Source organism: Pseudonocardia sp. Ae505_Ps2 (genome assembly GCF_001932425.1).
In the GTDB taxonomy this organism is placed as follows: Bacteria; Actinomycetota; Actinomycetes; order Mycobacteriales; family Pseudonocardiaceae; genus Pseudonocardia.
Genome location: NZ_MCIP01000001.1, coordinates 4,174,368 through 4,194,093 on the forward strand (window position 1 = coordinate 4,174,368; position 19,726 = coordinate 4,194,093).

Annotated in this window: 15 protein-coding genes and 1 rRNA gene (1 of these 16 running past the window's edge); 11 read left to right on the forward strand and 5 right to left on the reverse strand. The window is 76.2% G+C overall.

Annotated features, from left to right (window positions below; all coding sequences use genetic code 11):
- The 11 genes from rrf to Ae505Ps2_RS19940 form a co-directional block, all read left to right on the forward strand.
- A 5S ribosomal RNA gene (gene rrf / locus Ae505Ps2_RS19890) occupies window positions 1-15 on the forward strand; it begins 102 nt to the left of the window's first position.
- Window positions 16-173: 158 nt separating this feature from the next.
- Window positions 174-3,173, forward strand: coding sequence for a hypothetical protein (locus Ae505Ps2_RS32680; protein WP_075553857.1), 3,000 nt, complete (start codon window positions 174-176; stop codon window positions 3,171-3,173).
- A complete protein-coding gene (locus tag Ae505Ps2_RS19900; protein ID WP_020622955.1) occupies window positions 3,170-4,177 on the forward strand; it encodes an HAD-IIA family hydrolase in 1,008 nt (335 codons plus the stop codon). The genes Ae505Ps2_RS32680 and Ae505Ps2_RS19900 overlap by 4 nt, the downstream gene beginning before the upstream one ends.
- A gap of 70 nt (window positions 4,178-4,247) precedes the next feature.
- Window positions 4,248-4,454, forward strand: coding sequence for a hypothetical protein (locus Ae505Ps2_RS19905; protein WP_020622954.1), 207 nt, complete (start codon window positions 4,248-4,250; stop codon window positions 4,452-4,454).
- 2 nt (window positions 4,455-4,456) lie between these two features.
- Window positions 4,457-5,290: a TlyA family RNA methyltransferase gene (locus tag Ae505Ps2_RS19910; protein ID WP_020622953.1), complete on the forward strand. Its 834-nt coding sequence runs from the start codon at window positions 4,457-4,459 to the stop codon at window positions 5,288-5,290.
- The gene (locus tag Ae505Ps2_RS19915) at window positions 5,287-6,213 is read left to right on the forward strand and encodes an NAD kinase (RefSeq protein WP_075305866.1); all 927 of its coding nucleotides are present in this window, start codon (window positions 5,287-5,289) and stop codon (window positions 6,211-6,213) included. Before Ae505Ps2_RS19910 ends, Ae505Ps2_RS19915 begins: the two co-directional genes overlap by 4 nt.
- Window positions 6,214-6,303: 90 nt before the next feature.
- Window positions 6,304-8,292, forward strand: a complete 1,989-nt coding sequence (gene recN / locus Ae505Ps2_RS19920) for a DNA repair protein RecN (protein WP_083696021.1) — start codon at window positions 6,304-6,306, stop codon at window positions 8,290-8,292.
- A 262-nt stretch (window positions 8,293-8,554) separates the two neighbouring features.
- On the forward strand, window positions 8,555-9,742 hold the full coding sequence (gene steA / locus Ae505Ps2_RS19925; RefSeq protein ID WP_075305867.1) for a putative cytokinetic ring protein SteA: 1,188 nt from the start codon (window positions 8,555-8,557) through the stop codon (window positions 9,740-9,742).
- Window positions 9,739-10,662 carry a copper transporter gene (locus tag Ae505Ps2_RS19930; protein WP_075305869.1) on the forward strand — a complete coding sequence of 308 codons (924 nt, stop codon included), beginning with the start codon at window positions 9,739-9,741 and terminating at the stop codon, window positions 10,660-10,662. Before steA ends, Ae505Ps2_RS19930 begins: the two co-directional genes overlap by 4 nt.
- Window positions 10,663-10,684: 22 nt before the next feature.
- The gene (locus Ae505Ps2_RS19935) at window positions 10,685-12,463 is read left to right on the forward strand and encodes a CTP synthase (protein WP_075305871.1); all 1,779 of its coding nucleotides are present in this window, start codon (window positions 10,685-10,687) and stop codon (window positions 12,461-12,463) included.
- A gap of 169 nt (window positions 12,464-12,632) precedes the next feature.
- Entirely contained in the window at window positions 12,633-13,265 is a 633-nt protein-coding gene (locus Ae505Ps2_RS19940; RefSeq protein ID WP_020623249.1) for an NUDIX hydrolase, read from the forward strand.
- Between the two features lie 44 nt (window positions 13,266-13,309).
- Here the strand turns inward: Ae505Ps2_RS19940 and Ae505Ps2_RS19945 are convergent, their stop codons facing one another.
- Genes Ae505Ps2_RS19945 through Ae505Ps2_RS19965 form a run of 5 tightly spaced genes read right to left on the reverse strand, consistent with a single transcriptional unit; the run spans window position 13,310 to window position 19,717 of the window.
- The gene (locus Ae505Ps2_RS19945; RefSeq protein WP_075553858.1) at window positions 13,310-14,800 is read right to left on the reverse strand and encodes a PucR family transcriptional regulator; all 1,491 of its coding nucleotides are present in this window, start codon (window positions 14,798-14,800) and stop codon (window positions 13,310-13,312) included.
- Entirely contained in the window at window positions 14,794-15,876 is a 1,083-nt protein-coding gene (locus Ae505Ps2_RS19950) for a DUF917 domain-containing protein (RefSeq protein WP_075305873.1), read from the reverse strand. The genes Ae505Ps2_RS19945 and Ae505Ps2_RS19950 overlap by 7 nt, the downstream gene beginning before the upstream one ends.
- Before the next feature lie 18 nt (window positions 15,877-15,894).
- Window positions 15,895-17,028 (reverse strand): DUF917 domain-containing protein, encoded by a 1,134-nt coding sequence (locus Ae505Ps2_RS19955; protein ID WP_075305875.1) that lies wholly within the window; start codon window positions 17,026-17,028, stop codon window positions 15,895-15,897.
- Entirely contained in the window at window positions 17,025-18,128 is a 1,104-nt protein-coding gene (locus Ae505Ps2_RS19960) for a DUF917 domain-containing protein (protein ID WP_075333264.1), read from the reverse strand. Before Ae505Ps2_RS19960 ends, Ae505Ps2_RS19955 begins: the two co-directional genes overlap by 4 nt.
- Window positions 18,125-19,717: a hydantoinase/oxoprolinase family protein gene (locus tag Ae505Ps2_RS19965; protein WP_075553859.1), complete on the reverse strand. Its 1,593-nt coding sequence runs from the start codon at window positions 19,715-19,717 to the stop codon at window positions 18,125-18,127. The genes Ae505Ps2_RS19960 and Ae505Ps2_RS19965 overlap by 4 nt, the downstream gene beginning before the upstream one ends.
- Window positions 19,718-19,726: the final 9 nt, after the last annotated feature.

The following is a 19,726-nucleotide window of genomic DNA, read 5'->3' on the forward strand; positions in this document are numbered from 1 at the left end:
AGGTCGCCGCCGACATTCAACCTCTGAAAGGGGAGTCCGCAACGGTGTAGAAACCGCTGTGGGCTCCCCTTTTTTCGTATGTCTGCAACCGTGTCCGCCTCGCTGCGCGGAGCGGTTCGCCCAGTGCGGTCGCTGACCGCGGAAGTGACGGTGTTCGTTTGTACCCTGACCACGTGACGGACGGGGAACGTCCCGGCAACGGCCGGGCAGGCGAGGGGCGCGGCTCGCGCAGCGGGTCGGGATGGTCGCGCGGCGATGACCAGCGGGGACGGCGCCGTGACGGCGACGACCGCCCGCGTCGCGACGACCGGGCCGGCCGCAGCAGCGGCGACCGTGTGCGGGACGACCGAGGGCGTCCGGGCGACCGTCGTACCGAGGGACGCTCCTGGTCCGACCGGGGCGGACGCGACACCGATCGGGGCGGACGTGACACCGGCCGGCGTGACGGCGGCTTCCGCGGCGACAACCGGGACCGGCCGCGGCGCGACGACGACCGTCGTCCCGCCCGCGACGACGATCGTCGGTCCGGTGGCGGCGACCGCCGTGACTCGTTCCGGGGTGGACGCGACGACCGCGCCGGTCGTCCGGGCTCCGGCCGCGACGACCGTGGTGGCCGCTCGTTCTCGGGCGGCGACGACCGTGGCAGCCGCTCGTTCCGCGGCGACCGCGGGGGACGACCCACGGGTGACCGCGACGATCGTGGTGGCCGCTCCTACCAGGGACGTGACGACCGACGGCCCGCCCGCGACCGCGACGACCGTGGCGGCCGCCCGTACCGCGACGACCGAGGTGGTCGCCCGGCCGGGGACCGTGACGACCGTGGTGGCCGCTCCTTCGGCGGGCGGGACGACCGCGGTACGCGCTCCTTCCGGGACCGCGACGACCGGGGGCCCCGTCCGCAGCGCGACGACGACCGAGGCGGCCGTTCGTTCCGCGACCGCGAGGACCGGCCCACCCGTCCGTCCCGCGACCGTGACGATCGTGCCGGCCGCTCCTTCGGCGGTCGCGACGACCGTGCCCCCCGTGGCCGTGACGACCGCGGCGGGGACCGGCGCAGCACCTTCCGCGACCGCGATGAGCGTGGCGGCCGTCCCGCAGGCGGCCGTGACGACCGTGGCCCCTACCGGGAGCGTGACGACCGCGCCCCTCGCGGTCGTGACGACCGCGGCGAGGGCCGGCGCAGCACTTTCCGCGACCGCGACGACCGCGGGCCCCGGGAGGAGCGGCCGTACCGCGCCCGCGAGGAACGACCGTCGCAGGGCCGCCAGGTCGAGGGGTCCACGGCCCTGGAGCCCCAGGACGTCGTGCAGACCGACCCGGCTCCGTCGTCGGCCCCGGCCGGTGACACCTCTGTCGTGACCCCGTCGTCGGCCGGTACACCGGTCCACGACGGTCGCGAGCCTGCCTCGCCGACCGGCGCCACCTCCGACGCCGTCACCTCCGACGCCACCGCAGCGGGTACCGGCACCCCGGGACCGGACACCTCGTCCGCAGCGGCGGACGGCGCCCCGGCCGGCCGCGACGAGCGCATCGACGACGTGGGCGGCACGGGCACCGTCGTACCCGACAGCCCCCGGACCGACAGCGACCGGGCCGACAGTGACCGGGCGACTGACACCCGCGGGACCGACTCCCGCGATGCGGGGGCCGACGCCGTCGACCGTGCCGGGACCGACCCGGTCGCAGCGGGCACGACAGGCGTCGCCGACGGGCCCCGCGCGGACCGTGCGGAGCGTCCCGCAGGGCGCGATGAGCGTCGTCCGCTCCGTGACCGTGACCGTGACGACCGTGGCCCGCGCCGGGAACGCGACGACCGCGGGCCGCGTGGCGGCCGGGACGACCGTGGACCGCGGGCCGGCCGGGACGACCGCAGGCGCGACGACCGGGGTCGGAACGACCGCGGCCGCAACGAGCGCGGCCGTGATGACCGTGGCCGCGACGACCGTCCGCGCCGGGCGATCCCGGAGTCGGCCGAGCGGACCTTCGTCGCCGAGCCGGACCTGCCGGACTCGGTGTCGGCCGCCGAGCTCGACCCGAGTGTGCGCCGGGACCTGCGCGGGCTCCAGAAGGAGACCGCCGAGGTCGTGGCGCGGCACCTCGTCGCAGCGGGTCTGCTCGTCGACGAGGACCCCGTGCAGGCCCTCGAGCACGTGCGCTACGCACGCCGCCGGGCATCGCGGATCGCCGTCGTCCGCGAGGCCGCCGGCATCGTCGCCTACCACGCGGGGGAGTGGAACGAGGCCCTCGGCGAGTTCCGCGCGGCCCGCCGGATGGGCGGCGGACCGGGACACGTGCACGTCATGGCCGACATCGAGCGCGCCCTCGGACGTCCCGAGCGAGCCCTCGACCTGGCCCGCAGCCCCGAGGCCCGCGACCTCGGCCACGAGGAGCGCATCGAGCTGCTCATCGTCGCCGCGGGGGCCCGGCGCGACCTCGGTGAGGCCGACGCCGCCGTCGTCGGGCTCCAGGTCCCCGAGCTCGACGCGGCGCGCCGCGACCCGTGGAGCGCCCGGCTGTTCTACGCCTACGCCGACAACCTGCTCGCCGCCGGCCGTGAGTCCGAGGCCGTGCAGTGGTTCGTGCACGCCCACGACGCCGACGCGCACCGGGAGACCGACGCGGCCGCGCGGATCGCCGAGCTGACCGGCGACGAGCTCGAGGGCGCCGACGACGAGCTCACCGTCGGCTGGGAGGACGTGCCCCCGGCCGCCGACGACCACCGCACCGAGACCGGCACTGACGCAGGCGGTGCCACGAGCACCGCACGCGCCGATGCCGCGTCCGCCGACAGCTCCGACAGCGCCGAGACCGAGGCCCCGGTGGTCGACGGAACCGACGAGGACGGGACCGACGAGAACGGGACCGTCGGGGCTGGGACCGTCGGGGACGGCACCCGCGAGGAGCGGACCGGCCAGGACGGGACGGACGACGTCCGCGGGGACGCCGAGGCCGACACCGTCGCCGGTCAGGTGACGGCCGGTGGGACCACGTCGGGCGCAGTGGACGGGGACGGCCCGTCCGACCCCGAGAGCCCGGCGGGCGCCGGCAGCGCGGCCCCGGAGGTCGGGACCGGACGGGACGACACCGCGCCGGACCCGACCGCACCCGTCACCGACCAGGACACGGTTCGGGACCAGGACCAGCGCCGGGACCCCGGGGCCGGCGACCGGTGACCGACGACCTGCTGTCCCGCCACGACGTCCTCCTGGCCGATCTCGACGGCACCCTGTACCGGGGCCCCGAGGTCGTCCCGGGGGCCGTCGAGGCGGTGCTCGGGGCGGCCGACCGCGGCGTGCCCACGGTCTACGTCACCAACAACGCCTCCCGCAGCCCCGCCGACGTCGCCGCGCACCTCGCCGAGCTCGGGTTCCCGGCGCGCGTCGAGGACGTCCGCACCAGCTCGCAGGCCGCGGCCGCGATGCTGGCCGAGCAGCTCCCGCCGGGCGCGCGGGTCCTGGTCGTCGGCACCTCGGCGCTGGCCGACGAGGTTCGCGCCCGCGGACTCGCCGTCGTCGACGCCGCCGACGGCGCGGACGCCGTCGTCCAGGGGCACTCGCCCGACACCGGATGGCGGATCCTGGCCGAGGCGGTCGTCGCCGTCCGGGCCGGGGCGCTGTGGATCGCCTCCAACGTCGACCCCACCCTGCCCACCGAGCGGGGTGCACTGCCGGGCAACGGCTCGATGGTGCAGGTCGTGCGGACGGCGACCGGCGCGCAGCCGCAGGTGGCGGGCAAGCCCGCCGCCCGGCTGCTCCGCGAGGGGGCCGGTGACGCGCGGGCCCCGCTCGTCATCGGGGACCGGCTCGACACCGACATCGAGGGCGCCAACGCCATGGGAGCCCCGTCGCTGATGGTCCTGACCGGGGTCAGCGGCGCCGCGGACCTGCTCGCCGCCGCCGCGGAGCTGCGCCCCACCCACATCGGGGCCGACCTCGCCGCGCTCACCCGTGCACCGGACGAGCTGGCCCCCGGTCCGCGACCCGGGTGGCACATCGCCGTCGACGGCGGCACGCTCGTGCTCTCCGGCGACGGGGACGGTCCCGAACCCGCGGTGGACGCGCTGCGTGCGCTCTGCGCGGTGGCCTGGGAGCACGGCGTCCAGGACGTCCGCCCCGACGGTGCGGCCGCCGCCGCGGCGCTGGCCGACCTCGGTCTGGCGGAGCCGCCAGGGCGGTGACGCCGCGTCCCCGCCGCTGTCGGGACCGTCGGCTACCGTGGCGTCAGAACCCCGTCCCCGGAGACCATCCATGAGCGTTCCCGCACCCGGACCCCGTCCGGGCGACCCGCGGCCCGAGCAGGACCGCCCGGTCGCGGCCCTGCGTGCCGAGGTCGACGCGGCCGTCGCGGCGCTCGACGCGCTGGACGACCGTCCGGTCGCCGAGCACCCGGCCGCGTTCGAGCGGGTGCACGCCGCGCTCGGCCGCGCGCTGAGCGCCGGCTCGGAACGGGAGTGACGATGGGACCCACCCGTTCCCGGCTCGACGCCGAGCTCGTCCGCCGCAAGCTCGCCCGCTCCCGCGGCCAGGCCGCCGAGCTGATCGCCGCCGGCCGGGTCGTCGTCAACGGCATGCCGGCGGCGAAGCCCGCCACCGTGGTGGACCGGGACGCACCCGTCCTCGTCCGCCCGGACGACGCCGGCGAGCCCGACTGGGCCTCCCGCGGCGCCAAGAAGCTGCTCGGGGCCCTCGACGCGTTCACCGGCGTCGATCCGGCCGGGCGCCGCTGCCTCGACGCCGGCGCCTCCACCGGCGGCTTCACCGACGTGCTGCTCACCCGCGGGGCGGCGGAGGTCGTCGCCGTCGACGTCGGGTACGGCCAGCTGGTGTGGCGTCTCCAGTCCGACGAGCGCGTCCACGTGCACGACCGCACCAACGTCCGGGCCCTCGAACCGGCGCAGATCGGCGGACCGGTCGACCTGACCGTCGCCGACCTGTCGTTCATCTCGCTGCGCACCGTGCTGCCGGCACTCGCCGCCTGCACCGCGCCCGGAGGTGACCTGCTGCCCATGGTGAAACCCCAGTTCGAGGTCGGGAAGGACCGGCTCGGGTCCGGCGGGGTCGTGCGCGACCCGGGTCTGCGCACCGAAGCGCTGCACGGGGTCGCGACCGCCGCCGCGGCGGCCGGGCTGCAGGTCCTCGGCGCGACCGCGAGCCCGCTGCCCGGCCCGTCGGGCAACGTCGAGTACTTCCTGCACCTGCGCCGGCCCGCCGACGGGCCGGCCGGCGTCGCCCCCGCGCAGCCCGAGCTCGCACCGATGCTGGCGGCCGCGGTCGCGGACGGCCCCGCATGAGGGACGTCCTGCTGGTCCTGCACACCGGGCGGCCCACCAACCGCAAGACCGCGCTGCACGTGATGAGCGAGCTCGGGCGGCTCGGCCTGCGCACCCGGGTGCTCGCCGACGAGTGGGCCGAGCTCGCCGCGGACCCCGACGTCCCCGCGGGCTACGAGCCCGTCCCGGTCCCCGGGAGCCCCGAGTGCGCCCGCGGTGCCGAGGCGGTCCTGGTCCTCGGCGGCGACGGCACCCTGCTGCGCGCCGCCGACCTCGCCCGCCACGCCGGCGTGCCGCTGCTGGGCGTCAACCTCGGCCACGTCGGCTTCCTCGCCGAGGCCGAGGAGGACACCCTGCCCGAGGCGCTGCAGAAGCTCGCCGACGGCGACTACGAGGTGGAGGAACGCACCACCCTCGAGGCCGTCGTCACCGCCGCCGGGCAGGTCCTCGGCCGGGCCTGGGCGCTGAACGAGGCCGTCGTCGAGAAGACCACCCGCGGCCGCATCCTCGAGGTCGTCCTCGAGGTGGACGGCCGCCCGGTGTCCTCCTTCGGCTGCGACGGGGTGCTCTGCTCGACCCCGACCGGCTCCACCGCCTACGCCTTCTCCGCGGGCGGCCCGCTGATCTGGCCGCAGGTGCAGGCACTGCTGGTGGTCCCCAGCAACGCACACGCCCTGTTCGCCCGGCCGATGGTGATCGCGCCGGAGAGCACCGTCGCCATCGAGGTGTCCGCCGACGGCCCGTCCGCCGTGCTGGACTGCGACGGTCGCCGCACCGTCGCCGTGCCGCCCGGGGCCCGGGTGGAGCTGCGCCGCGCGTCGGAGCCGGTGCGCATGGTGCGCCTGGCCGCGCAGCCCTTCGCCGACCGGCTCGTCCGCAAGTTCGACCTGCCCGTCCGGGGCTGGCGCGGGGCCCGGAACCCACCACCGGATTCGAACGCCTGATCGACCGTTCGGCGCACGGGAACATCCGTTCGGTGTCGGCTGCGTGTCGGGGCTCGAACGCTGTCGGTGTTCGAACGTATGGTCCCACGCATGTTGTCCGAGATGCGGATCCAGGGCCTCGGCGTGATCGACGACGCGACCTTGGAGCTCGACCCGGGCCTGACCGTGCTGACCGGCGAGACCGGCGCCGGGAAGACCATGGTCGTGACCGGGCTGAACCTCCTCGGCGGTGGCCGTGCGGAGTCCTCGCGGGTGTCGGCCGGGGCGAAGCGGGCCGTCGTCGAAGGCCGGTTCGCGGCTTCGCCGGGTGCCCTGGAGCTGGCCGAGGAGGTGGGCGCCGAGGCCGACGAGGACGGGTCGCTGATCGCCGCCCGCACCGTGTCGGCCGACGGGCGCTCCCGTGCCCACCTGGGCGGGCGGTCGGTGCCGAACGGGGTGCTGGGCAGGCTCGCCGAGACCCAGCTCGCCGTGCACGGGCAGAACGACCAGCTGCGGCTGCTGCGCGGCTCCGACCAGCGTGCCCTGCTCGACCGCTTCGCCGGGGATCCGGTCGCGGTCCCGCTGGCCGCCTACCGGGCGGTCCGCACCGAGTGGCTCCAGGTGGTCACCGAGCTCGCGGAGCGGCGGGACAACGCGCGCCGGCTCGCGCAGGAGGCGGACCTGCTGCGGCACGGGCTCGCCGAGATCGAGGCCGTCGACCCACAGCCCGGGGAGGACCGCGAGCTCGTCGGACAGGCCCGCCGGATGGCCGAGGCAGACGACCTGCGGGCCACCGCGGAGAGCGCACATCTCGCGCTGTCCGGGACGGACGACGGCGAGGCCCCCGGTGCCGTCGGGCTCGCCGGGCAGGCCAAGGGGCTCGTCGAGGGCAGTGGCGACCCCGCGCTCGAGGAGCTCGGGCCGCGTCTGACCGAGGCCGTCGCGGTGCTCGCCGACGTCGCGGCCGAGCTGTCCGGCTACCTCGACCGGCTCGACGCCGACCCCGAGCTGCTGTCCCGCGTCCTGACCCGGCAGGCGGAGCTCAAGGCGCTCACCCGCAAGTACGCCGCGGACACCGACGGCGTGCTCGCCTGGGCGGCCACCGCCCGCGAACGGCTGTCCGGGCTCGACACCTCCGACGAGGCGCTGGCCGAGCTGTCGGCCCGCCGTGACGCACTCGCCGGTGAGCTGGCCGGGCACGCCGCCGCGGTCACCGCGGCGCGTACCGCCGCTGCGTCCCGGCTGGCCGAGGCCACCACGGCCGAGCTCGCCGGTCTCGCCATGAAGGACGCGACGCTGCAGGTCGGTGTGCAGCCGCGGCCCGCCGCCGACACCGGGCCGGTGCTCGAGGTCGGCGGGCGGCGCTGTCAGGCCGGGTCGAGCGGTGTCGACGAGGTCGAGATCCGGCTCGTCCCGCACGCCGGCGCGGTGGCCCAGCCCCTGCACAAGGGGGCCTCCGGCGGTGAGCTGTCCCGCGTCATGCTGGCCCTGGAGGTCGCGCTCGCCGGAGCCGACCCGGTGCCGACCATGGTGTTCGACGAGGTCGATGCCGGCGTCGGCGGCCGGGCCGCGGTGGAGATCGGCCGCCGGCTCGCGCAGCTCGCCTCGCGGCACCAGGTCATCGTCGTGACGCACCTGCCGCAGGTCGCGGCGTACGCCGACCGGCACCTCGTGGTGCAGAAGGCGTCGGGGGCGGGGGTCACCCGCTCCAGCGTGCGGCGGCTCACCGACGAGGAGCGCACCGGGGAGCTGGCACGGATGCTGGCCGGAATGGACGACACCGACACCGGCCGCGCGCACGCCGAGGAGCTGCTCAGCGCCGCGACCGCGCACCGCGAGGCCGACCGCGCGGCGGCACGCCCCGCGGATCTCGCCGAGGCCCGGTCGCGGCGCGCGCAGTCCCGGCGCGGCCGGCCCCCGCGGGACGCGGAGACCGAGCTCTCCACTGCGCAGGCGGAGGGGACGGTTCCCGGTCCGCGCGGCAGCGATTCCTGCGGCACCGATTCCTGCGGCACCGACACCCGGGGAACCGGCTCGGACGGCGCGGCGACCCGTCCTGCGGCGTCGCCGCGGCGTCGCCGGGTCGCCCGGGCCGGCTGAGCGGCCGGGCGAACGATCGGGCCGAGCTGATCGGCAGGGCCGGACGGTCGAGCAGACCGACCGGGCCGGACGGCCAGGGTGAGCTGCCGGGCCGGGTCGCCAGTGTGAGCCGGCGGGCGGTGTGTGGTCGCTGTGGGTGAGCAGGCTGCTGCTCCGATTGCCGTCGACCGGCGGCGCGGGGAATGCTCCGGGCCAGTGACGTCACAGTCTCACGCGGCGTGCCTCCGTGGTCACGGGCGCCCCACCTGTCACAGTGCGCGACATGAAGCTGTCCGGCCTGCTGCACCGTTCCCGACCGGAGCTGCCGGGCCTGACCGGCCCGGCACGCGCCGACCGCCGCATCGAGTCGCTCCTCCGGCGCCTGCGGCCCGGCGACATCGCCGTGATCGACCAGGTCGACCTGGACCGGGCGACCGCGGATGCGCTCGTCGCCGCCCGGGTCGCCGCCGTCGTCAACGCCGCGCCGTCGATCTCCGGCCGGTTCCCGAATCTCGGCCCGCAGGTGCTCGTCGAGGCGGGTGTCCCGCTCGTCGACGACTGTGGTCCCGACACCCTCCGCGCCGTCAAGGACGGCATCCGGGTGCGGCTGCACGACGGCGTCCTCTACTCCGGCGAGCAGCCGCTGTGCGAGGGCCGCGAGCAGACCGAGGACACCGTCGCCGACGCCCTGGACGAGGCCAAGCAGGGCCTGACCCACCAGCTCGAGGCGTTCGCCGCGAACACCATCGAGTTCATGCGTCGGGAGCGTTCGCTGCTGCTCGACGGGCACGGCGTCCCCGAGGTCGACGTCGCCCTCGACGGACGGCCGGTGCTCGTCGTCGCCGCCGGGTTCGAGCACCTCGCCGTGCTCAAGCAGCTCAAGGCCTACATCAAGGAGTACCGACCGGTGCTCATCGGCGTCGGGGCCGGGGCGGACGCGCTGCTCAACGCGCGCCATCGCCCCGACCTCATCGTCGCCGACCCCTCCGAGGTGTCGAACCAGGCGCTGACCAGCGGTGCCGACGTCGTCGTCCCGGCCTTCCCCGACGGGCACGCCCCGGGTCTGCACCGCGTGCAGGACCTGGGCGCCAGCGCCGTCACCTTCCCGTCGATGGCCAACCCCGAGGACCTGGCGCTGCTGCTGGCCCACCACCGCGGCGCCTCGATGATCGTCACGGTCGGGCTGTCCGCGTCGATGGGGGAGTTCCTCGACCGCGGACGCTCCGGCAGCAACGCCTCCACCTTCCTGACCCGGCTCCAGGCCGGGGGCAGTGTCGTCGACGGCGCGATGATCGCGCAGATGTACCGGAGCCGGACCTCGTTCGCGCCGCTGCTGCTGCTCGTCGCGGCCGCCGTGGTCGCGGTCGTCGTCGCGGTGCTCGTGTCCGGCGGCGGTCCGGCGGTGCTGGAGTGGCTGCGCGGGGTGCTGGAGAGCGTGCGGGCCCTGGTCGCCGGATGGTTCCCGGCGTGATCTCGCGGCGCCACCACCGCATCGCCCTGGTCGCGGTGTTCGTGCTGGCCCTCGCGGCCGGGTTCGCCCTCGCCGTCGTCGGGCTGCCGCAGCGCATCGCCGACGTCGCGGCCTCGGGGGCGGACACGGGAGAGATCGCCCGGCTGAGCGCCGAACGCGACGCCCTGGCCGCGCAGCTGCACGCCAGCGACGAGTTCGCCGGCCGCGTCGGACCGGACCTGGTGCGCGGGAAGCTCACCGGGGTGCCGGTGACCGTCGTCTCGCTCGGTGCCGACCCGGCCGACACGCGCGCGGTCGCCGAGCTCGTCGTCACCGCGGGGGGCAGCGTCGCGGGGGAGGTCGTGCTCACCCCGGCCGTCACCGACCCGGCCCGCGCCGATCAGCTGCGCGACCTGTCCGCGCGGCTGCTGCCGTCGGGGGCGCAGCTCCCCACCGCCACCGACGCCGGTGCGCTCGCCGGGGGCCTGCTCGGCTCCGCGCTGCTGACACCGCCCGACGGCCCCGCACCCGCCCCGGACGCGGCCGGCACGGTCCTCGCCGGGCTCGCCGGCGGCGGCTTCGCCGAGGCCCCGCAGGGCAGCCCCGCGGCCGGGAGACTCGCCGTCGTCGTGACCGGGGCGGCGTACTCCGGGGTGGACGCCGACGCCTCGGCAGGCACCGCCGCGGCACTGGCCGCCGAGCTCGACCGTCGGGGTGCGGGAGCCGTGCTGGCCGGGCGGGACGCCGCGGAGGGCTCGGCCGTCGCCGCCGCCCGGGCGGCCGGGGCCGGGCCGGGGGGCCGGCTCGCCACCGTCGACGGCGTCGGCACCGGGGCCGGGCGGGTCGCGACCGTGCTCGCACTCGCCGAACGACAGGCAGGAGGCACCGGCCGCTACGGTTCCGGGGCCGGAACGGCGGGGCCGGTTCCCGCCGCCCCTTGACCGATCGGTAGGCTGAAGCTCCGTGCAGACTCGCGCCACCCGTCATCTCTTCGTCACCGGTGGGGTCGCGTCCTCGCTGGGTAAGGGCCTGACCGCCTCCAGTCTCGGTCAGTTGCTCACCGCGCGCGGGCTTCGCGTCACCATGCAGAAGCTCGATCCGTACCTCAACGTCGATCCCGGGACGATGAACCCGTTCCAGCACGGCGAGGTGTTCGTCACCGAGGACGGCGCCGAGACCGACCTCGACGTCGGCCACTACGAGCGGTTCCTGGACCGCGACCTCGCCGGGCGGGCCAACGTGACCACCGGCCAGGTCTACTCCGAGGTCATCGCCAAGGAGCGCCGCGGCGAGTACCTCGGCGACACCGTCCAGGTCATCCCGCACATCACCAACGAGATCAAGGACCGCGTCCTCGCGATGGCCGAGCCCGACGCCGAGGGCGTGGCCCCCGACGTGGTCATCACCGAGGTCGGCGGCACCATCGGCGACATCGAGTCGCTGCCGTTCGTCGAGGCCGCCCGGCAGGTCCGCCACGAGGTCGGCCGGGACAACTGCTTCTTCCTGCACGTGTCGCTGGTGCCGTACCTGGCGCCGTCGGGCGAGCTGAAGACCAAGCCGACCCAGCACTCCGTCGCGGCGCTGCGCAACATCGGCATCCAGCCCGACGCGGTGGTCCTGCGTGCCGACCGGGACATCCCCGAGGGCATGAAGCGCAAGATCTCGCTGATGTGCGACATCGAGCTCGACGGCGTCGCCGCGTGCCCGGACGCCCCGTCGATCTACGACATCCCGAAGGTGCTGCACGGTGAGGGCCTCGACGCCTACGTCGTGCGCCGGCTCGGGCTGCCCTTCCGCGACGTGGACTGGACCGTGTGGGGCGACCTGCTCGACCGCGTCCACCACCCGCGGGAGACCGCGACGATCGCGCTGGTCGGCAAGTACGTGGACCTGCCCGACGCCTACCTCTCGGTCACCGAGGCGCTGCGGGCCGGGGGCTTCGCCCACCATGCCAAGGTCGCCGTCCGCTGGGTGCCCTCGGACTCGTGCGAGACCCCGGCCGGCGCGGCCGAGGCGCTCGACGGCGTCGACGGGGTGCTCATCCCCGGCGGCTTCGGCATCCGCGGCATCGAGGGCAAGCTCGGCGCGATCACCCACGCCCGCACCCGGCGCATCCCCACCCTGGGCCTGTGCCTGGGCCTGCAGTGCATGGTCATCGAGACCGCGCGCACCGTCGCCGGCCTGGAGGGTGCCAGCTCGACCGAGTTCGACCCGGAGACCGCGCACCCGGTCATCTCGACGATGGCGACCCAGCGCGACGTCGTCGCGGGCGAGCGGGACATGGGCGGCACCATGCGCCTGGGCGCCTACCCGGCGGTGTTGCAGCCCGGCTCGGTCGCGGCGAAGGCCTACGGGACGCGCGAGATCTCCGAGCGGCACCGGCACCGCTTCGAGGTCAACAACGCCTACCGGCAGCAGCTCACCGAGGCGGGCCTGGTGTTCGGGACCTCCCCGGACGGCACGTTGGTGGAGTTCGTGGAGCTGCCGTCGTCGCAGCACCCGTTCTTCGTCGGGACCCAGGCGCACCCGGAGCTCAAGAGCCGCCCGACCCGGCCGCACCCGCTGTTCGCGGCGTTCGTGAAGGCGGCGCTGCGCTACCGGGCCGAGGACCGGCTGCCGGTGCACCTGCCCGGCCGGGACAACGCCGACGCCGACGACGCCGAGACGGCCGAGGGCGACGACGTCGCCGTCGGCGCGGGCGGCAACGGCGTGGCCCCGGCCGAGAGCACCCCCGTCCGCTGACCCCGACCGGACCGGGCCGCCGTCGGTGCTGCGGTCCGGTTCCAGTGGTCGGGTGCCCTGCCGTCGGGCGCGGGGCGCGGCCCGTACGGCCCGCGCGCCCGCACGGGCGGGGCCCGGCGACTACTGTCCGACGGGTGATCGAACTGCGCACCCGCCGGGCGGTGGCCCGGTGACCCGCCCCGGTGAGCACGACTTCCCGGTCCGCTCGGCCACCGACATCTACTCCGGTCGTGTCATGGCGCTGCGGTCCGACCGCGTCGTCATGCCCGGCGGCCGGGTCGCGACCCGCGAGATCCTGGAGCACCCGGGCGCGGTCGCCGTCGTCGCGGTGGACGAGTCCGGGCGGGTCCGGATGCTGCACCAGTACCGCCACGCCGTCCGGCGACGGCTGTGGGAGCTCCCCGCCGGCCTGCTCGACGTGGCGGGGGAGGACCCCGCGGTCACCGCCGACCGGGAGCTGACCGAGGAGGCCGGGCTGTCGGCGCGCGACTGGTCGGTGCTGCTCGACGTCGTGCCCTCGCCCGGGTTCTCCGACGAGTCGGTCCGCATCTTCCTGGCGCGCGACCTCGTCGAGAAGCCCCGCCCCGACCTGGGCGACGACGAGGAGGCCGACCTGGAGCTGCGCTGGATCCCGATCGCCGAGGCGCTCGGGATGGTGTTCTCCGGGGAGATCGTGAACGCGGTGTCCTGCGCCGGGCTGCTCGCGGCCCGCGCGGTCCTGGCCGGGGAGTTCGACCCGCGGCCGGTCGACGCCGAGTGGGTCGACCGGCCGTTCCGCTTCGCCCGCCGCGCCGACGAGTGACCGCCCCCGCCACGGGGTGCCGCATCCTCCGGCCGTAGCCGCGTTCAGCTGTGGAACAGCACGCTGCGGCACGCCAGGTGCAGGGCGAGGCGCTCGTCCGGGTCGGCGAGGTCGACGCCGAGCACGTGCCGTACCCGTTCGATCCGGGTCGCGACGGTGTTGCGGTGCACCCCGAGCACCGCCGCGGTCTCGGTCAGCGACGACTCCGCGTCCAGGTAGGCGGTCAGCGTCGTCAGCAGGTCCCCGGGCCTGCCCTGCAGGGGTTCCAGCATCGACCTGGCGGCGGGCAGGAACGTGTCGGTGCGGGTCCAGGCCAGCAGCAGCGCCCCCAGGCCGAGCCGGTCGACGTGGACGAACCGGCCGCTGGTCGTGCGTTCGGCCGCGAGCCGTGCCGCGTCCCCGGCCTCGCCGAGGGTCCGGGCCAGCCCGCGCGCCCCGCGGTGCACCCGTCCCACCCCGGTCGAGGTCGGCAGGGACTCCCGCAACAGCCACTGGGTCCGCCGCGCGGCCGTCGCGTGCTGCTGCAGCTCGCCGGCGACGGGCTCGTGGTCGAACGTCGTCCAGGCGTTCCACCCCGGCCCCTGTTCGACGACGACCGCCCGCAGCCGCGCCGTCTCCACCGCCCGCAGCACCTGCTCCCGGGCCGCGACGACGTCCACCGAGGACGGCACGTCGATCCGCAGGCCCGCGTGCCAGCCGTCGAGCGACCAGCCCGCGTCGAGCGCCCGGCGTCGCAGCCCGGCGGGGAGCGGGTCCCCGGCCTGCAGGATCTCGGCGAGCAGCGCCGTGCGCAGCCGCGCGTCGCGCTCCACGGTGAGCCGCTGCTCGGCGAGCCGCTGACGGACCGAGTTCGCGGCGACGGCCAGCGCCGCCCGCAGCGCCGCGGTCTCGGCGGGCACCCCCTCCGGCTCGGTGACGGCCAGGCGGCCGTCCGGCTGGCCCGGACCGAACGCCACCTCCAGCAGCGCCGACCCGGCGGCAGGCGGCGGGGGCGCGGGGCCCGCCGGATCCGCGCCCGCGACGACCGAGCCTCCCGGGTCGAGCAGCCACACCGGCCGCCGCCAGGTCCGGGCCAGGTCCGCGACGAGGTCGTCGACGCCGCCGTGCGGGACCCCGCACACCGCCGCCGTCCGACCGACGAGTGCCGCGACCACCTGGTCGGGCTCCTGCAGCAGCCGGGTCGCGGTCAGCGCGGCGGCCAGCGCGTCCGGTGTGCCGAGCACCGGCAGCCCCATCCGCCCGGCGAGCAGCCGGCTCGCCGGGTGCAACGGTGCGTCCCCGGCGAGCAGCACCGCGACGGCCCCGGCCGCGACGGCGCGGCGCAACAGCACGTCCAAGTGCCAGTCCTCGCGCGGCGCGGACACCGCGACCGTCAGCAACGCCGCCCGCACCTCACCCGGGTCGGCGTGCAGATCGGCGACGGTGACCACCCGCGCGACCGTGGCACCGTCCGGGACGGGACCGCCCAGCGAGCGCACCGCGGCCCAGTCGGGGTGGGCGAGCAGCCCGGACAGACCCAGCCCGCCGGTCACCATCCCGCCCCCGTCCTGGGTCGCGCGGCTGCCGCCCCGCCGCGGGCCGTGGGCGGCCCGAGCCCGAACGCCTGCGGACCGACGTGGACCGCGGCATCCGGGCGGGCCGCCCACCACGGCGGCGCGGGCAGCACCAGGACCAGCACGTCGTCGCCGGAGCGGACGGCGTCGGCGGCGATCGGCGCGGCCGAGCGACGGTCCAGCAGCACGATCACCTCCGGCGACGCGGCCACCGTCTCGCCGTCGGCGAGCACGAGCAGGTACTCGTTCTCCGCCTCGATCCGCAGGACACCCGTGCCCGGTGCGTCGACGGTGACCGCGGCCCGGCCGAACCGGCCGACGGGGGAGCGGCGCACGTCCACCACCCGGCCGCCGCCGAGCGGGTGTCCGCCGAGCGCGTCCGCGACGCGGGCGGGCGCCGGGGTGTCACCCAGCCCGGCGTGCGCGCGACCCAGCCCCAGCGCGCGGCCCAGCGTGCCCAGGCAGGCGTCGCCGAGCGCGGCCGAGGCCGGTGCGGGCGCCATCACCGTCCCGGCCCAGCCGCCCGCCTGGGCGACGAACGCCCGCACGGTCAGCTCGGTCGACACCGCGTCCCCGCCGTCGACGACGACGGTCTGCCCGGCCGGCTCGGCCAGCGCCATCGGCGTCACCGCGCCCCCGGCGACGACCCGGGTCAGCTGGTCGACCCGGGGCAGCGCGCGCCCCATCAGGTCGGCGTCGACCAGCGGCAGCCCCAGCTGGTGGGCCAGCGGCAGCGGCAGCACGCCGTTCAGCCCGGCCGCCTCGAACGGCATGACCGCGGCCGGGGTGACCCCGGTCCAGCGGACCAGAGCGCGCACGGCCGCGGGCAGCTCGTCGCCCGAGGGCAGCTTCTCGCCCAGCACCCGGGTGCCGCCGAGCATCCCGACCGGCACGACCGGGGCGTCGCCGAGCTCCGCCGGGGAGTGCAGCCGGACCGGGCCCGCCGCCAGCACCGACCGCAGCACGTGGGCGTACACCCTGGCGTCGCCGCCCCCGCCGGAGCCCAGCAGCAGCACCCCGGTGACGAGGGCGTCGACGTCTCCCGCGGTCACCTCCACGCCGGGGATGCTGCCAGGTCAGACCCGGTCCGCGGCGCCCGCTCCCCGCGGGACCGCGGTCTCCAGCGGCACGAACGGCACGTCCAGCCCGAAGCAGGCCGGCCCGAACACCGCGAGGGCCTCCGGCGTGCGCATCATGTCCGGCGTCGAGATCCCCACCACGACGACGCGCTGGCCGTAGCGCAGCGCCTCGGTGGTGATCGGCTCCCCGGACTCGGCCTCCAGCACGCAGATGAGGTCCGGGACGACCGCGACGGTGGTGTCGTCGACGGTGGCGACCAGGGTCTCGTTCTGGAAGACCGTGCGGAGCTCCGAGCCGCCGTCGAACGCGGTGAACCGGGCGGTGCCGCGGGCGAACCCGTCGACGGTGCGCCGCTCGACGTCGGTGACCTTGCCGGCGAACAGCACCCGCAGGTGCCGGTAGAGCGTCGGCGCGAGCGTGTCGGCGATCGCCGCGACCGGGTCCCCGAGCTGCTCGCGCGCCTCCCGGATCGCCCGGCCCAGCCGCAGCGCCAGGGTGAGGGTGTGCGGGATCGCGGTGCGGCGCACGTCGGCGCCGGACATCGGGTACTCCGCGATCAGCGCGGACCCGCCCATCCGGATGGCGGCGCCCCGCGCGAGGTGCTCCATGCGGTGGTTGTCGGTGCCGGTGTCGATGAGCACCGACTCGCCGTGGTCCCCGGCGACGACCATCGGGGACCCGGGCACGCCGTACACCCCGAAGGTCTCCATCTGCAGCTCCGGAAACGCCCGGCCCATGCCGTCGCCGTCGATCACCGGCAGCCCGGTCCGGGCCGCGACGAGCAGCGGGATCATCGAGTTGATGCCGCCGCACTCCATCGGGATGGTCGCGTCCGCGGTGCGCCCGAGGTGCTGCTCCAGGCGGCGCAGGGCGAGCACCGGCTCGTCGCCGCGCGGGATCTTCTCGATCATCACCGTGGGCGCGCCCATCATTGCCGTCGCGATGACGAACATCTCCTCCGGCAGGTCGGCCGGATCGGCCGGGTCGAGCACGGTGACCGGCCCGTGCTCGCGCATCGCCTGCTCCACCATGAGCCGCCCGATGTAGGGGTCCCCGCCGCCGCCGGTCCCGAGCAGCGCGGCGCCGCGGGCGAGGTCGGGCAGGTCGTCGGGGGTCAGGGTCCAGCTCATACCGGCGCTCCGTCCGTCACGGTGTCGTGGACCCGCACGGGGTCGGTGTTGCCTGCGACCCGTACCGGGTCGGTGTCGTAGCCGAAGTACCGCGGTCCGACGACGGCGATCGCCTCCGGGGTGTGCCAGCGGGGGTCCGCGGGGGCGGCGAGCACGCTGACCCGGTGCCCGAAGCGCAGCCCCTCGGTGGTCACCGGCTCCCCGGTCGCGGTGTCCAGCACCATGATCAGGTCCGGGGTGGTGACGACCGTCGCGCCGTCGACCTCGGCGATCAGGTGCTCGTTCTGGAAGTGCAGGACGCACCCACCGGACAGCGTCGCCGTCCCGCGGGCGAACCCGGTGGTGGTGCGCCGCTGCACGTCGACGACCTTCCCGGTGTGCACCACGCGTCCGCCGATCTCGGCGGCGGCCGCGGCGACCGGGTCGGTGAGCCCGGCCCGGGCCCCGGCGATGGCACGCCCGATGCGCACGCAGAGCCCGAGGGTGCCGCGGATCATCGTCTCCCGTGCCCGGGCCCCGGTCATCGGGTAGTTCGAGATGATCGCGGTGCAGCCCATGGTGATCGTCATGGAGCGGGCGAGGTCCTCGGCCCACTTCGCGGTGGGGCAGTCCAGGACGCCGGTGTTGCCCTGCTCGTCGGTGATCGACATCGGGGTGGCGGGGACGCCGGCGATGCCGGGCAGCACCATCTGCAGCTCGGGGAACGCCCGGCCCATGCCGTCGCCGTCGACCAGCGGCAGCCCGAGCATCGCCGCACCGGCCACCGGGATCGTGGAGTTGATGCCGCCGGCCTCGATGCACGCGACGTGGGTGGGGGTGACCCCCAGGTGCCCGGCGAGCGCGGTGACCGCGCGGCCGATCTCGTCGTAGGCGGGCAGCTTCTCCACGCTCACCGTCGGCGCCCCCATCTGCGCGACGACGAACACGGCGGCGTCGTCGGGCAGGTCGGCGGGGTCGACGAGCGGCACCGGCCCGTGCTCGCGCAGCGCCCGCTGGGCCAGCAGCCGTCCCAGGTAGGGGTCACCACCGCCGCCGGTCCCCAGCAGCGCGGCACCGCGGGCGAGCGCGGGCAGGTCCTCGACGGTCAGCACGCCGGTCACCGGGTCACCCTCCGCTCCAGACGCAGGTCGCCGACCGCCTTGGCGCGGATGCGGGTCGCGTTGCCGGGCAGGTAGGGGATGGGGACCTCGTCGAAGTCGACGAGCGCGACGGAGCCGGGGTCGGCGCCGGAGGCGACCGCACGGTCGACCGCCTCCTGCTTGGCGGCGTCGACGACGGCGTCGCGGCGTCCCGGCTCGATCGCGTACACCCGGTCGACCTCCCCACCGACCTGCGCGATCGCCGCGCCGATCGCGTTGGCGACGGCGAAGTTCTCCGGGCGGTGCACCGCGCCCAGCCCGGGGAAGGCGTCGGGCAGCAGCACCGAGCCGCCGCCGACGGCGACCACCGGCAGCGGGTCGGCGGAGATCCGCATCCGGTCCACGACGTCGGCGACGTCGGTGGCGATCCGGTCCAGCGCCGCGGTCACCAGCTCCCGGGACAGCCCGGCGACCAGGGAGCGGTCGCCGATGTCGGCCCGGCCCGCCGCGACGGCGATGTCGGTCGCGGTCAGGGTGTCGCCGCCGAACACCAGCGCCCGCTCGGTGAGCCGGTAGCCGACCGAGTCCGGGCCGACGGTGGGCCCCTCGGACCGTCCGGGCTCGCCGGTGCGGACCAGGGAGCCGCCGCCGATGCCGACGCTGAGCACGTCGGGCATCCGGAAGTTGGTGCGCACCCCGGCCACGCTGACCTCGACGGCGGCCTCCCGCGGGAAGCCGGCGGTCAGCACACCGACGTCGGAGGTGGTGCCGCCGACGTCGACGACCGCGCAGGTGCCCAGCCCGGACAGCACGGCGGCACCGCGCATCGAGTTGGTCGGACCCGAGGCGAACGTCGCCACCGGGTAGCGACGGGTGTAGCCGACGTCCATCAGTGTGCCGTCGTTCTGCGACAGGTACAGCGGCGCCGTGATGCCCTGGCCCTGCACCGCCCCGGCGAGCGCGTCGACGATGTGCGCGGCGAGCTCGCGCAGCGCGGCGTTGACGATCGTCGCGTTCTCCCGCTCCAGCAGCCCGACCCGACCGGTCTCGTGGGACAGCGAGATCGGGACGTCCTGGCCCAGCTCCTCGGCGATGATCTCCGCCGCGGCCAGCTCGCACTCGCTGGTCACCGGGGAGAACACCGAGGAGATCGCGACCGAACGGACGCCGTGCGCGGCCATGTCCGCGGCGTGGCGACGCAGTTCGTCCGGGTCGAGCGGGGAGATCCGGCGGCCGTCGAACTCGTGGCCGCCGTGGGCGAGGTAGCCGCGCCCGGCGATCGCGTCGACCAGCCGCTGCGGCCAGTCGACCATCGGCGGCAGCGCCGCGGTGGCGGGCAGGCCCAGGCGCAGCGCCGCGGTGGGGGCGAGGCGGCGGGCCTCGACCAGGGCGTTGACGAAGTGCGTCGTCCCGATCATCACGGCGTCGACGTCGGTGGGGGAGAACGGGTGGTCGGCCTGCAGGCCGGTGAGCGCGCCGACGATGCCGGAGGTGACGTCGTCGGTGGTCGCGGACTTGACGGCGGCCAGTACCCGGACTCCGCCGGCCGGGGCGTCGTCGAGCAGGACGGCGTCGGTGTTGGTGCCGCCGACGTCGATGCCGATGCGCATGGAGTGCTC